This is a genomic window from Chromobacterium haemolyticum (genome assembly GCF_002081825.1).
Taxonomy (GTDB): domain Bacteria; phylum Pseudomonadota; class Gammaproteobacteria; order Burkholderiales; family Chromobacteriaceae; genus Chromobacterium; species Chromobacterium fluminis.
In genome coordinates, this window is sequence record NZ_MUKU01000011.1 from 83,857 (window position 1) to 97,291 (window position 13,435).

General features: G+C 65.6%; 10 protein-coding genes. 3 read left to right on the plus strand and 7 right to left on the minus strand.

The genetic code is table 11. From position 1 onward, the window contains the following. Positions 1-3: 3 nt before the first annotated feature. Positions 4-387 carry a hypothetical protein gene (locus tag B0T39_RS10575; protein ID WP_141111173.1) on the plus strand — a complete coding sequence of 128 codons (384 nt, stop codon included), beginning with the start codon at positions 4-6 and terminating at the stop codon, positions 385-387. A gap of 57 nt (positions 388-444) precedes the next feature. Here B0T39_RS10575 and B0T39_RS10580 read toward each other — a convergent pair whose 3' ends face one another. From B0T39_RS10580 to B0T39_RS10595, 4 genes are all read right to left on the minus strand, one after another. Next, a complete protein-coding gene (locus B0T39_RS10580; protein ID WP_081546356.1) occupies positions 445-1,374 on the minus strand; it encodes a DUF1177 domain-containing protein in 930 nt (309 codons plus the stop codon). Between the two features lie 64 nt (positions 1,375-1,438). Next, entirely contained in the window at positions 1,439-2,998 is a 1,560-nt protein-coding gene (locus B0T39_RS10585; RefSeq protein WP_081546358.1) for an OPT/YSL family transporter, read from the minus strand. 391 nt (positions 2,999-3,389) lie between these two features. Further along, the gene (gene cynS, locus B0T39_RS10590; RefSeq protein ID WP_081546360.1) at positions 3,390-3,860 is read right to left on the minus strand and encodes a cyanase; all 471 of its coding nucleotides are present in this window, start codon (positions 3,858-3,860) and stop codon (positions 3,390-3,392) included. Between the two features lie 42 nt (positions 3,861-3,902). Then, positions 3,903-4,538, minus strand: coding sequence for a carbonic anhydrase (locus tag B0T39_RS10595; protein WP_081546362.1), 636 nt, complete (start codon positions 4,536-4,538; stop codon positions 3,903-3,905). Between the two features lie 109 nt (positions 4,539-4,647). On the opposite strand from B0T39_RS10595, the gene cynR reads away from it, so the two are divergent. After that, complete coding sequence (gene cynR / locus B0T39_RS10600) at positions 4,648-5,574, plus strand: transcriptional regulator CynR (RefSeq protein WP_081546364.1); 927 nt, start codon at positions 4,648-4,650, stop codon at positions 5,572-5,574. 18 nt (positions 5,575-5,592) lie between these two features. Here the strand turns inward: cynR and B0T39_RS10605 are convergent, their stop codons facing one another. Both B0T39_RS10605 and B0T39_RS10610 read right to left on the minus strand, forming a co-directional pair. Next, positions 5,593-7,230 (minus strand): APC family permease, encoded by a 1,638-nt coding sequence (locus B0T39_RS10605; protein ID WP_217806222.1) that lies wholly within the window; start codon positions 7,228-7,230, stop codon positions 5,593-5,595. A 546-nt stretch (positions 7,231-7,776) separates the two neighbouring features. Continuing rightward, entirely contained in the window at positions 7,777-9,423 is a 1,647-nt protein-coding gene (locus B0T39_RS10610) for a methyl-accepting chemotaxis protein (RefSeq protein ID WP_081546366.1), read from the minus strand. A 179-nt stretch (positions 9,424-9,602) separates the two neighbouring features. Here B0T39_RS10610 and B0T39_RS10615 point away from each other — a divergent pair, with 179 nt between their 5' ends. After that, a complete protein-coding gene (locus B0T39_RS10615) occupies positions 9,603-11,930 on the plus strand; it encodes an N-6 DNA methylase (protein ID WP_081546368.1) in 2,328 nt (775 codons plus the stop codon). A gap of 30 nt (positions 11,931-11,960) precedes the next feature. Here the strand turns inward: B0T39_RS10615 and B0T39_RS10620 are convergent, their stop codons facing one another. Further along, complete coding sequence (locus tag B0T39_RS10620; protein ID WP_081546370.1) at positions 11,961-13,316, minus strand: aldehyde dehydrogenase family protein; 1,356 nt, start codon at positions 13,314-13,316, stop codon at positions 11,961-11,963. Positions 13,317-13,435 lie beyond the last annotated feature (119 nt).

Sequence of the window (13,435 nt, forward strand, 5' to 3'; positions counted from 1 at the left end):
GCCATGATGAGGTTGCTGATCCAGCAAAACCAGGCTCTCAAGTGCGCCGCCCGTTTGATCATTGCTTATGAGATGCGCCTGGGGGTGATTTCTCTGGCGGAGAACAATCCAATCCATCCGGCCAACACCGAAGACATCCATCAGGAAATCAAGCAGGCGTTGACGGCTTTCCACCTTTGGCGCAAATGGCGTGGCGAGCACGAGTCTGCCCGCGCCGCTTTATTGGAGATGTGGGCGTCCGGGAAATGGACCAACCGCGATACCTGTGTGCGGCAGTGTTATCGCCTGGCGGGGTTCAAGAATATGGTCACCGCCCGCCAGGCGCTGGTGGGCGCGCCGGCGCCTTTAGTCGTCCGGAGCCAGCCCGCCCCATGGGTGAAGCTGTAGGCGATATCGGCAAGGCGAGTCCTCATCCGCGCAGCGAGTGCTATGGAGCGTCCTCGCTCACTGGCGGGTTTGTAGATGGCGCAGGCTGCCATACAGCTCCAGCAGGCGGGCGTACTCCTTGGCGTCGTAGAACTGGCAGCCGCCGCGGCCAAACTCCTTGGCCACTTCCAGCGCAAATTTCACCGCCAGCGCGATATCGATTTCATGGCTGGCGCCGGTGCCGCTGCCAGGCACGATGGTTTCGGCGCAGATGGCGACGCCGACGACGGGCGCCGCCGTCGCGGTGGCGGGTTGCAGGATGCTGTTCAGATGATAGACCCCGTTGCCGTAAGGCGTGATGTCCTGGGTGGTGATGGGAAAGGTCACCGCCGGGCGGCCGCTGCTTCGCTCCATGATACGCAGCAGATCCTCGGCCACGCGCAGGATATAGCCTTCCTTGACGGTGGGCGAGATCGCATAGCCCTTGTGGTTGAGAATGCGGTTGCCCTTGCTGGTGTCTATCGACAGCACGGCGTCCGCTTCGGCGGCCACCTCGTAGCGGTTCATCGTGGCGTCGTCTACCGGCGCGTCCATGAAGTCCACCGGCTGGCGCGGCAGGATGGGGGCGTCGGGACAGATATGAGTGGTGATGACCACATCGCCCGCCAGTTGATCCCCATTGCGCTGCATCAGGGCCAGCTTCAGCGCGCAGGCGACGGCGGCGACGGCCCCGTCACCGTCTGACACCAGACCGATACGGTCGGGGCGGGCGCCGATGCCGCCCAGGCGACCGACGATGCCCAGAGTGGGCGCCGCGCCGCCGGCGCTTTTGCCATGGGAGCCGGGGATGTCGATGCGGATGAAGTCGGTGCCGCCCTTGGCGCCCTGGACGCGCGTGCTGACGGCGCGGACGCCGGGATCGGCGGCGAATCGTTCGACGATATCCTGGCCGCCCACTTTGGCGCTATCCAGCAACTCAAATGCTTGTAGGGTTTGTTGCAAGCTCATGTCATGCTTCCTTGTTTGGTGTCTGCTGGCATTCGCCGCTGACGGTGAGAGCGCGAGCCCGTCCTTAACGTTTGCCGGGCGTGGTGAACAGGGAGCCGAAGAAGCTGGCGAGCGCGTCGCCGGCAATGAAGCCGGCGGCGATCACTTCCATTGATGGTCGGGCGGCTTCCCCCCAGCGGCGGCGGATGAAGATGCGCAAGGCGATACCAAGCAGCACCGCCCAGCCTGCGGCCGCGTTGTTGATCAACAGGCCGGTGGAGAGCAGCACGCCGAGTTGGCGGCGAGGGCCGCCTAGCCATTGGATGATGGCGCCGGGAATGGCCCACAGTCCCAGAGAGTAGGCCAGGTTCGCCTGGCTGCCGGCGGCGATGGTCTTGGCGAACACCCGCGCCGCGGGCGGCAGCAGGTCTTGGGCGAAATAGCCAGAGTGGACCAGCCAGACGACCGGGATGGCGATGACAAAGGCGGCCATGGCGGCGAGCATCTGGATGCGGCGCCCATGTTGTTCCGCCGGCAGGTCGCTGCCATGGCCGCGAAGGATGAAGCCGGCTTTCAGATCGAAGCCCATGTCGGCGAAGGCCGGACCGGTGGCGGCGGTAAAGCCGGTCAACAGGCAGAGCGCCAAAGGGGGAAAACCGAGCAAGATGCCGATGATCAAGGTGATTAGCGCCACCGCGAATGCAGGAAACCAGCCGGAGTGCATGGCGGCGATGCCCACGATCAGTTCGTGGGCGAAGGCGGCGCAAGCGGCGTAGAGCACGAACAGCAGCAGCATGGGCAGCGCCATTTCGCTCCACAGGCCGCCCGCTAGCGCCAGCAGCATGGAGATCAGCAGATAGCCGACGGCGCCCAGGCCCAAGGCGTGGCGCACCTCGCGGTCCGGGGTGGTGGCGCGGCCGCTATCGGCCTGCTTGCCGCGGATCGCGCCGGCCACCTGGAATAGGGCGACCAGGCCGGCGCCCACCATCACGCCGTGCGGCAGGTAGCGGGCGTTGAGGTCGATGCCGGCGATGGGTTCGGAGTAGGCGCGCAGCAACAGGCCCAGGCCGAACATGCTCAGCGCCCAGATATTGCCGATGAAGGCGGTGCCAAAGGCCGCCATCGGTATTTTGAGCATCGCGCCGACGATGCCGGTGGCCATGCCGGCCAGCAGCAGGCGGGCGTTACGGCCGCCCCGGTCCCCGGCGAGAATGGCCTCGGCGGTGGCGGTGCCTATCGGCCAGGCGTTGCCGGCCGGGAAGACCCGGGTGTCGAACATGCGGTAGAGCAGATAGCCGTCCAGCAGCATGGCGGCGGCCACGCCGCAGAACATTGGCAGGATCAGCTCGGGCATGCCCATGGCCCAAGGCACGGCGATGGGCATGAGCAGGCTGTTGGCGGCGCCGAAGGTGGCGGAGGAGATCACGGTCTGCGCCAGGTTCTGGGTATGGATGGAACGATAAGGCCGAAACATGCGCCAGGGCAGTCGGGCCAGTAGCATCGCCAGCAGCGCGCCGATGATGGAGGTGCTCGGTGTGATGCCCAGGGTGCTCAGCAATTGGATGCCGATGATGGCACCCAGGATGGCGAGCGCAAGCAGCATGGCCAGGGTGGCGATGCTCGTGATCGGCTTGTCGTCTTGCATGGCGTGACCCCCTGATTGGCTTGCGGCGCGGCAAGCTGCGCTCACGAGAAAGTTAACTTGCAAACTAAGAGGGCGGCGTCAACGGTGTCAAGCGGCCTTGGTCGGCCCGGTTTGAGCTCTGCCGGCGTTTTGCCGTGGGCAAAAAAACAGCGGCGCAAGATGCGCCGCTAGGCAGAAGGGCGGAATGGGGCTAGCCCCTCGTTATCCGTGAAGCGGATTTGAATCTAGAAAGGCTGAGGGACGTTTCTTTAGAGTCTGTTTACGATCCCGCGAGCCAGAGCGAGACAAGGCGAAAACAGCTGAGAAAGCGGAATGTACACACGGTACATGAGCATTTCGAAGGCATTTTCAACGCCGTATCGCCGCAGCGGAGCAGATCGTAAACAGGTTCTTAGTACGGCTTATTGGGCAGGAACTTGCCGTCCAGGGTGATCACCGCGCGTTCGCCTCCGTCCGGGTCTTCCTCTTTGCGGATGTCCAGCTTGAAATTGATGGCGCTGATGATGCCGTCGCCAAATTTCTCGTGCACCAGCGCCTTCAGCGTGGTGCCGTAGATCTGGATCATTTCATAGAAGCGGTAAATGGTGGGGTCGGTGGGAATGCCGCCGGGAATGCTGCCGCGCAAGGGAATGGTTTGCAGCTGCAAGGCGTCGGCCGCGTTCAGGCCCAGCCGTTGGCAGACCAACTCCGAGGCGGCTTTGGGCAGCGCGTGCTGGCCCAGCACGGCGGCGGTGACATAGGCCAGGCTGAGGCCGGTGTCGGCGGCGACTTGTTCCCAGCTGAGGTCTTTCAAGGCCTTGGCGGCGAGGGCGCGAGCAGTCAGTTCTACACGGAGATCCTGATTGATATTGGAGTGTTGCATGGGAGAGTCCTTATCTTTTGATTTGAGGGAGACGCGCCGCTTTCAGGCGGCGCGGGTCAGCGGAAAATCCGCCAGGGAAACGAAGCGCTGGCTGGCGTGGTCCAGGGCCAGGACGGCGCCGGTTTCGATGTCGTAGACCCAGCCGTGCAGGGTCAGCCGGCCCTGGCGCATCGCCAGCGCCACCGAGGGATGGGTCTTGAGGTTGGCCAGTTGGGCGACGACGTTTTCTTTCACCATGTCGTCCAGCCGCTGGCGGGCGTCGTCGTGCCGGCGCGCCGCGTTCACCACTTTGGCGGAGTCGGCGTGGCGCAGCCAGCCGGCCACCGCTGGCAGATGGTCCAGGCAATGACCGTTGGCGATCGCCGTCATCGCGCCGCAGTCGGAGTGGCCGCAGACCACAATGTCGGCGACGCCCAGCGCGGCCACCGCGTATTCCACCGAGGCGGTGACGCCGCCCGGTTCCGGCCCGTAGCAGGGAACGATGTTGCCGGCGTTGCGGATCACGAATAGCTCGCCGGGTTCTTGTTGCGTCAGCAGTTCCGGCACCACACGGCTGTCCGAGCAGGTGATGAACAAGGCGCCGGGGGCCTGGCTGTCCGCCAGCTGGCGGAACAGCGCAGAACGCTGGGGATAGGCTTCCTGTTGGAATTTCAGAAAACCGTCGATGAGGGCTTGCATGGCTTGCTCCTTGGCGGGGAAGGGATGCACCAAGGATGAGGCTTTTTTTCTATAGGGTCCAAGACCGATATAAAATGATTTCCATAATTATTTCCTATAGTTTTGGCGCATGATTCTTCGACATATCCGTTACCTGCAGGCCGTTGTCGAGCACGGCAACTTCACTCGGGCGGCCGAGGCGCTGCATGTTTCGCAGCCCACGCTGTCGCAGCAGATCAAGCAATTGGAAGAGACGGTGGGCGCGCAGTTGCTGGACCGCGGCGGGCGGATGGTGCGGCCCACCGACGCCGGGGCGGTTTATTTGGAATACGCGCGCCGCGCGTTGCGCGAGCTGGAGGCGGCGCGGCGAGCCACTCGGGATGTCGGCGATTTGTCGCGCGGCAGTTTGCGGCTGGCGATGACGCCGACTTTCGCCAGCTACTTGTTGGGGCCGCTGGCGGCGCGGCTGCGCAGCCTCTACCCCGGCATCGAACTAGGCGTGCGCGAGGCGACGCTGGACGCGATCGAGCTGGCCTTGCTGGAGGATGAGATCGATGTCGGAATCGCCTTCGACCAGGCGCGCTCGGCGGAGATAGACGCGCGGCCGCTGTTTAGCGAAACCCTGGCCGTGGTGGTGGGCGAGGGCCACCCATGGCGACGACAGGCGGAAGCGGTGGACGCCGAGGCTTTGGCGCAGACGTCCTGGGCGCTATTGAGCGCGGATTTCGCCACTCGCGGCCATATCGATCGCTATTTCCGGGAACTGGGCCTGAAGCCGCGGATCGCGGCGCAGGCCAACAGCATCGGCGCGGTGATGGAGATCGTCCGCCACAGCGATTGCGCCACCATTCTGCCGAGGGCGATCACGCGGCGGCATCCGGAGCTGGGGGCTGTGGAATTGCAAACGCCGTTGCCGGCGCGCACGGCGGCGGTTCTGACGCGCAAGGCCGCGTATCGCAGCGCCGCTTTGCGGGCGTTTCTGCCGGTGTTGGACGCTTTGGGAGAGGAGTTGGAAGCCGAGGGCGGCGCGAGGCCGCCCGCGGCGGGAGCCGGCTGAGCGGCACCCGGGAGAGGTTTAGGCTTGCTGGCCGGCCAGCTTGCCGCGCGGCGCGCTCTCGGCGGCTTGCATGTCGGCTACCGTGCGGGCGTCGTGCTCGGCGTCCAGGTAACGAGTACGCCAGCCGCTGTTGACGCCCCAGTAGTAGAAGGCCAGAGACACCACCGCCACCACCGCCATGTCGGGACCGTAGGACAACAGGCCGATGCCGCCGAAGTCATGGCTGCCGATGTAGGACAGCAGCGCCATCGTCGGCAGGTAGAGCACCATCCACAGCGCGCCTTTCAGTTCGCGGCCAAACTCGGGCCAGCCGGCGCGGGCCTGATACCAGAAGTACACCGGCAAGGCGGCCACGACCAGGAAGATGATCTCGCCGGTCAGCGGCCAGCGCGCCCAGTACAGCACCAGGGACGCGCAGACGAAGGCGAACGGCGCGATCACGCTCAGGCCGGCCAGGCGCAGCGGGCGCGGCAGGTCGGAGGCGCAACGGCGCAAAGAGGCCACGCTGATCGGGCCGGTCAGGTAGGAAATCACGGTAGCCACCGAGATCACCGCCGCCAGCGTGCCCCAGCCGCGGAAGAAGAACAGAAACACGAAGGAGATCGCCAGGTTGAACCACATCGCCGGGCGAGGGATCTGGTACAGCGGGTGGATGCGGCCGAAGATCTCCGGCATGGTGCCGTTGCGCTGCATGCCGTAAATCATGCGCGAGGTGGTGGCCATATAGGTGGCGCCGGTGCCGCTGGGGCTGACGAAGGCGTCGAAGTACAGCAGCAGCATCAGCCAGTTCAGGCCCAGCGCCATCGCCAGTTGGGCGAAGGGGGAACTGAAGTTCAGGCCTTGCCAGCCGTGGGCCAGGTCCGCCGGCGACAGCGCGCCGATGAAGGCCACTTGCAGCGCCACATAGATCACCGCGGCCAGCAGGATGGAACCCACCACGCCGAAGGGCACGCTCTTGCCCGGATTGCGGGCTTCGCCGGCCAGGTTGATCGGGCTTTGGAAACCGTTGAAGCTGAACACGATGCCGCTGGTGGCCACCGCCGTCATGACGCTGGCCCAGCCAAACGGCGCGAAGCCGCCGGGGGTGTCGCCGCCCAGGTTGCCGGGGTGGAAGCCGCTGTAGATCAGCGCGCCCACGGTCAGCGCGGGCACGATCACTTTGAAGATGGTGATGGCGCTGTTGGCCTTGGCGAACAGGCGCACGCCCCAGTAGTTGAGCATGAAGTAGACGATGACCAGCAGCGCGGACAGCATCAGGCCGGGCGGGGTCAATTCGCCGTTGGAAAACAGTTGTTGGGCCCAGGCGTATGGCCAGGAGCTCATGTATTGCACCGAAGCCTCGGCCTCGATCGGGATCACCGAGACGATGGCGATCCAGTTGGCCCAGCCGGCGATGAAGCCGAGCAGGGAGCCGTGGGAGTAACGGGCGTAACGCACCATGCCGCCGCTTTCCGGGAACATGGCGCCCAGTTCCGCGTAGCTCAGCGCGATGGAGAGAATGATCACCATGCCGACTATCCAGGCGACGATGGCGGCGGGGCCGGCGATCTGGGCGGCGTGGGCGGCGCCGAACAGCCAGCCGGAGCCGATGATGGAGCCCAGGCCGGTCAGCATCAGGGCGACGGGGCCGATATGGCGGGAGTGTTGCTGTGTCAAAGGTATCTCCTGTCTAAAGAACCTGCTGACGATCCGCTGTGCGTGGTGAGGCGTCACACGGCGAGTACCGCTTCAGAATGCTGAAGCCACTTTCGCCCTGTCCCGCTCTGGCTCGCGAGATCGTAAACAGCTTCTGAAAACCCGACGGCCCGGTGGAGTCAGCTCCGGACGCGGCGGGCAAGCGATGGAGACAAGTTCCGACCACGACGCGCTCGCCCGGCCGTCCGAGGCGGAGGGCATGGCATGGAGAATGACGGCGTGCTGGATGCGCCGGCGCGGAGGGCGCCGGCGAGCTTGTCCCGGGTGCCGGGTGGGCCCGGTCTGATGTGCTCTTTTATAAGAGGGGGCTAATCTACCTTTGCTTTTCATTACGGTATGTAACGAAATGTACTCGCTAGCTTATTTCAAACATGACAAAAGATTGAAGATGGCGAGCAAAAGGGCGATCTATTGCGTGTTTAGGCGGATGGCAAGACTTTGTGTGGAATAAATGCTCTAGGCGTGAGTCGGCGGCAATTTTCTGCCTAATTGACGCCGGCGCGGTGGCTAAGCCGGTTGTTGCCGCAGCCGCCAATCGGGCGCCTCGGCGGAAGACGCGGGTTCGGCGTCCGGCGCGTCGATGCGGAACCAGCTCAGGGTCTGATTCAGATCCTGCGCCGCGGCGGCCAGGTGCTGCATCACCGGCGCGGCTTGCTGCATTTGCTGGTCGATGGCGGCGGCGAGGTGAGCCACTTCGTGGCCGTGCTGGCGGATGTCTCCGCCGGCGCGGGCCTGGGCGGCGCTGTGCTCGCGGATGTCGGCCATCAAGCGATTCAAGCGCTCCAACCCCGCGTCCACTTGCAGCAGAGCCTGATCCAGCGCCTGTTGAGAATCCAGCTTGTCGGCGCAGGCGTCGCCGGCTTGCTCCAGCGCGGCGTGCAGCGAGCCGGTGGCGCCCTCCACGCGGCCCAACGCGTCGAAGATGCTGCCGGTGGCGGCGCGGGTGCGCTCTGACAGTTTGCGCACTTCGTCGGCCACCACGGCGAAGCCGCGGCCGCTTTCGCCGGCACGCGCGGCTTCAATCGCGGCGTTGAGCGCCAGCAGATTGGTTTGCTCGGCTACATCGCGGATCAGTCCGCTGACGCCGGCGATGTCGTCCAGGCTGAGTTGGAGCTGGCGCATTTCCGTTTGCGCGCATCCCATATTGTCGGCCAGCGTCCGCATCGCTTCGGCGTTGAGCCGGCCCAGTTCGCGCGCGCGGCCGGTATCGTCCGCCGCTTGTCGGGTGTGGGCGTCCGCCTGTTGCAGATGGCCGGCCACGGTTTGGGCGCTGTCGGCCACCGCGTGGGCCGCCTCGTTGCTGAGCTTGGCCTTGGCGCTTTGCTGGCGGCTGGCGTCGGCCACTTGCAAAGTCAGCAATTGCAGGCGCTGGCAGTCGCCGCCGCTGCGGTGGGCGTCGGCTTCCACCCGGCGCAGCAAGTCGTTCAGCTTGTTCAGGAACTGATTCAGGCGGCCGGCGGTGGCGGCCAGCTCGTCGCGGCCCTGAGCCGGCAGCCGCATCGCCAGATTGCCTTCTCCCAGCGCGTCGGCTGAAGCGGCCATCGCCTGCAACTGCCGCTTCAACCGGCGCGCCAGCGCCAATTGCATTGCCGCCACTATCAGGCTGGCCAGCGCCAGCGGGCCAAGCGTCAGCCAGGCCAGGCCTTGCAGCGTGTCCTGCAATTGCGCGGTTTCCTGGGCCAGCCGTCCTTGTTCCTGCGCCTGTTGGCGGTCCAGCAAGGTCGCCAGCGGCTGCAGGCTTTGCTGCCAGGCTTGTTCCGGAATGGACAGCGCGTCCTGCGGCGCGGTCTCGGCGATGGCCAGCGCGCTGCTCAGATTGCGCTCGTAGTCTTGCCACAATCGGCCGACTGCCTGACGAAAGGGGGCGGACTCATTGGCGGGCAGACCGGTGGCGATGTCGCCGGTCAGGCGCGCCACGGCCAGGCTGGTGTCCCGCAGCCGCGCCGGACTGTCCGGCAGCAGCGGGTCCAGCCGCGACAGCTGCAATACGCCGGCTTTGAGCTGATAGAGGCTGGCGCTCAATTGCTGACGCGCGCTGTGGCGGTCCACCGCGCGGGTCAGGCCGCTCAGCTGCTGTCCGGTGAGGATGAGGGCCAACGCCAGGCTGGCGAGGGTGAAGAGGATGGTCAGCCACAGGCGTTTGGCCAAAGTCATGATGATGTCGTGAGTTGCGATGCGGAAGAGCCGCAGTCTAGGCGCGGCGGATGACGGCAGAATGACATGAAGATGAATTGTCCTGTAGGGAACCCTATTGCCGAGACCATTCTTTGCCGACGCTGTGCGACGTTGCGGCTAAAATAGCCGGGTTTGTCATTTAACTTGGTTGTTGGCTTATGACTTTGCTATCCCCGGACCAGTTGGAACAGGCGCTGTGGGCGTCCACGGAACTGCTGCGCGAGCAAGTGGACCTGTACGACTACAAGAACCACGTGTTCGGCCTGTTTGTGCTCAAGCGCCTGCACGATGTGTTTGTGGAGCGGGTTCAGGCGCGCGTGGCGGCCGAGGGCATGAGCCGCAAGCGCGCCGAGGGCGTGGTGCAGGAACAATACGGCGTCTATCCGCAGCATGCGCGCTGGCCCGGCCTGCAAGAGCGCAAGAAAGGCATAGGCGAGGCGCTGGACAAGGCGGTGGCCGCCATTGAGGAGCATCACCCGGCGCTGGCCGGCGTACTCAGCGTTGCTCAATACCAGGGCCATAAGCGCTTGAGCGACGAGGTGCTGCACCCCTTGATGAACCATATCGGCGCGCTGAAGCTGGGCGACGCCGCTCTGGAAGCGCCGTCCCGTCTGGGCGAGGTCTGCGAAGGGCTGGTGCGCCGCTACGCGGCGGAGTCCGGCAAGCGCGGCGGCGCCTTTTCCACGCCGGCGCCGGTCAGCCAGTTGCTGTTGCGGCTGGCGGAGCCTCAGCCGGGCCAGAGCCTGTACGACCCCAGCTGCGGCGTGGCGGGCACCTTGCTCGAAGCTTGGCGCATGCTGGGCGCGCGGCCGGGCGGCCGCTTGCCGGACGGCCGAGTCGCGCTGGAGTTGTTCGGCCAGGAAAAACTGCCGGCCACTTGGGCGATGGCCAAGCTGTGCGCTTATTTCCACGGCGTGGAGATGAGCCTGGAATTGGGGGACACCTTGGTGGAGCCCAAGCACCTGACCCCGGAAGGCTGGCTGCCTCGCTTCGACCGCATCGTGGCGCAACTGCCGTTCACGGTGAAAAACTGGTGGACGCCACTGGAGGCCGAGGCGGTGGAACCGCCGCCCGCCGACGGCAAGAAGCGTCGCCGCAAACGTCCCGCCGAGCCCAACTACAAGAAGCTGACGGACGAGCATAAGCGCTTCGGCTACGGCATTCCGCCGCGCAGCTTCGGCGATTACGCCTTCGTTCAGCACGTATTGGCCACCTTGAAAGAGGATGGTCGCGCTGCGCTGGTGATGCCGCACGACGTGCTGTTCCGCGACGGCGACGAGGGCCGCATCCGCAACGGCCTGCTGTTTGGCAGTCAAGGCCAGTCCGGCGACCGCATCGAGGGAGTAATCGCCTTGCCGCCTGCCTTGTTCTACGGTTCCGGCATGCCCACCTGCGTGGTGGTGTTGAACAAGAACAAACCGGCGGGCCTGCGCAATAAGGTGATCATCGTCGACGCCAGCAAGGAGTTCGGCCGTGGCCGGGTGCAGAACACGCTGCGGCAAGAGGACATCGAACATATCCTGCGCGCTTACCGCGCCGCGGTGGAGCAGGAAACGGAAGAGCCGGACTATCTGCGCCTGGTGGGGCTGCGCGAGATCAAGCAAGGTCACCGGGGCAATCTGAACGTGCAGCGCTACTTCGCCCAGGACGAGGCGGCCGAGGTGGTGGACGCCGAGGCCTTGGCCACTGAGCTGGCCGCCTTGCAAGAGCAGGAGCAGGCGCTGGACGCGCGGCTGGCGGCCTTCTTCACGGAAGAGCAGGGTTGGCGGGCGGAGGAGGGCGAGCTGGAGGGCTGCCTGGCTTTGACGGATGAAAAGTTGGAGTTGCTGTCCAGCCAATACGCGGCGGAGCGCAAGCTGCGCCCCAGCCGCATCCAGGCCTTGCTCAACCGCGGCTACGGCACCCGGCGCATGGGCAAGTGGAGTCCGCATCAATCGTTCAAACCCAGTCCGTTGGGGGTGGTTCCCGGCAACTGGGAGGTGTGCAAATTGGGGGAATTGGCCGCGCCGCTGGCGGCCACCGCCGAGGGCGAACTGTTGGAGGCTACCGAGGGCGGCGGCTGGCGTCGGGCCGGAGAGGGCCTGGGCACGGCGCTGCCGCCCAACGCTTTCGCCTTTGATCCGGCCCGTTTGTATCAGGGCGCGCTGGCGCGCAACGTCGACGAAGCTCCGACGCTGGCCGCGGCGGACCAAAGGGCTTTCGCGTTGGACGAAGCTCGGATCTTGCCGGCTTTCCTGGAGTGCTACCGGCAGTCGGAAGGGTGGCGCTTTTGCCTGGAACGGCTGGGCGCGGCGGTGGAGGGGGCCGAGTTCGGCTTCGAGGCGCTGGCGGAAATGCCGCTGCCCGTGCCGCCCTTGAGCGAGCAACGCAAGCTGGTGGAGGAGTTGGCGCGCCAGGACGAAGCCTTGCTTGCTCTGCAGCAGCGCCTGCAGCAATGGCAGGCGCGGCGCGACGCGCTGTTGGCGCGCTTTCCGTCGGAAGACTAAAGGCCCGCCGGCCGCCGTTGCGACGGCGGCTTATTTCTGCCAGTAGGTTTTGACGTTGACGAACTCGTACAGGCCGAACTCGGACAGCTCGCGGCCATAGCCTGAGGATTTGACGCCGCCGAAAGGCAGGCGCAGGTCCGAGCTGGTATGGCGGTTGATGAACACGCTGCCGGCTTCTATTTGGCGCGCCAGTGTCCAGGCGCGCTCCTTGTCCGCGCTGTAGATGCTGGCCCCCAGGCCGAAGGGGGTATCGTTGGCCAGCCGCAGCGCGTCGGCCTCGTCGCGCGCGCGCAAAATGCCGGCTACCGGGCCGAATACTTCCTCGTGGTAGACGCGGCAGTCCGAGTTGACCCGGTCCAGCACCGTGGCCGGATAGAAGAAGCCGGGGCTGGCCGGCATCTGTCCGCCCAGCCGCAGCTCGGCGCCGTGAGCGACGGCGTCCAGCACCTGGGCGTGCAGCGCTTCGCGCAGATCGGCGCGGGTCAGCGGCGACAAGGTGGTGGCGGGGTGGCGCGGGTCGCCGGCGCGCAGTTTGGCGGCTTCGGCGCAGAAGGCGTCAATGAAGGCTTCGGCGATTTCCGGCACCACGATCATGCGCTTGGCCGCATTGCAGCTCTGGCCCGCGTCGCGGAAGCGGGAGTTGGCCGCGTCCTGAGCCGCGGCGGCGACGTCGGCGTCGGCCAGCACGATGAAGGGATTGCTGCCGCCCAACTCCAGCACGGTCTTTTTCAGATGGCGGCCGGCCAGCGCCGCGATGGCGCGCCCGGTTTGAGTGGAGCCGGTGAAGGCCACCGCGTCGCACTGGCGGATGGCCTCTTCCACTTGATCATGATCTATCCAGGCCACGTCCAGCACCGCCAAGCCGGCGGCGCGCGCCAACTCCAGCAGACGCTGAGTGGATTGCGGCACCGACGGCGCCGGCTTCACCAGGCAGGCGTTGCCGGCCATCAGCGCCGGCACCGCGAAGCGCAGCACCTGCCAGATCGGATAATTCCACGGCATCACCGCCAGCACCGTGCCCAGCGGCTCGAAGGCCACGCCGCTGCGGCTGGCCTGGGTGGGGATGTCCAGCGAAGCCAGCAGTTCCGGCGCCAATTGAGCGTAGTAACGGATCAACTGGGCGGATTTGTCGATTTCCGCCAGGCATTCCGCAGTGCGTTTGCCCACCTCCAGCGTGACCAGGCCGGCCAGTTCTTCGCGATGAGCTTGAAGTTGATCGGCCAGGCGCAGCAGTTGCTCGGCGCGTTCGGCCACGCTCAGCTCGCGCCAGTGGCGCTGTGCCTCGCGCAGCTGCGCCAGGGCGGCAGGCAGTTGGGATTCCGGCCAGGCGGCGCGGGTGTAGACGACTTCTCCTGTGGCGGGGTTGCAGCTGGTAAAGGCGGTCATGACGTGCTGTATTCGGTTGGCAAGCAAAGACACAATGTAGCAAAAATCCCCGGGGACGGGGGTGAGCGGGGTCAATTCCGCGGTGATTTGTCATTCATATTTCTAATTTGAATAAATGA

What these genes read in the sequence shown, in the direction of transcription:
- B0T39_RS10575 (WP_141111173.1), top strand. Translation starts at nt 4, where the DNA reads ATGATGAGGTTGCTGATCCAGCAAAACCAGGCTCTCAAGTGCGCCGCC.
- B0T39_RS10580 (WP_081546356.1), bottom strand. Translation starts at nt 1,374, where the DNA reads ATGAGCTTGCAACAAACCCTACAAGCATTTGAGTTGCTGGATAGCGCC.
- B0T39_RS10585 (WP_081546358.1), bottom strand. Translation starts at nt 2,998, where the DNA reads ATGCAAGACGACAAGCCGATCACGAGCATCGCCACCCTGGCCATGCTG.
- cynS (WP_081546360.1), bottom strand. Translation starts at nt 3,860, where the DNA reads ATGCAACACTCCAATATCAATCAGGATCTCCGTGTAGAACTGACTGCT.
- B0T39_RS10595 (WP_081546362.1), bottom strand. Translation starts at nt 4,538, where the DNA reads ATGCAAGCCCTCATCGACGGTTTTCTGAAATTCCAACAGGAAGCCTAT.
- cynR (WP_081546364.1), top strand. Translation starts at nt 4,648, where the DNA reads ATGATTCTTCGACATATCCGTTACCTGCAGGCCGTTGTCGAGCACGGC.
- B0T39_RS10610 (WP_081546366.1), bottom strand. Translation starts at nt 9,423, where the DNA reads ATGACTTTGGCCAAACGCCTGTGGCTGACCATCCTCTTCACCCTCGCC.
- B0T39_RS10615 (WP_081546368.1), top strand. Translation starts at nt 9,603, where the DNA reads ATGACTTTGCTATCCCCGGACCAGTTGGAACAGGCGCTGTGGGCGTCC.
- B0T39_RS10620 (WP_081546370.1), bottom strand. Translation starts at nt 13,316, where the DNA reads ATGACCGCCTTTACCAGCTGCAACCCCGCCACAGGAGAAGTCGTCTAC.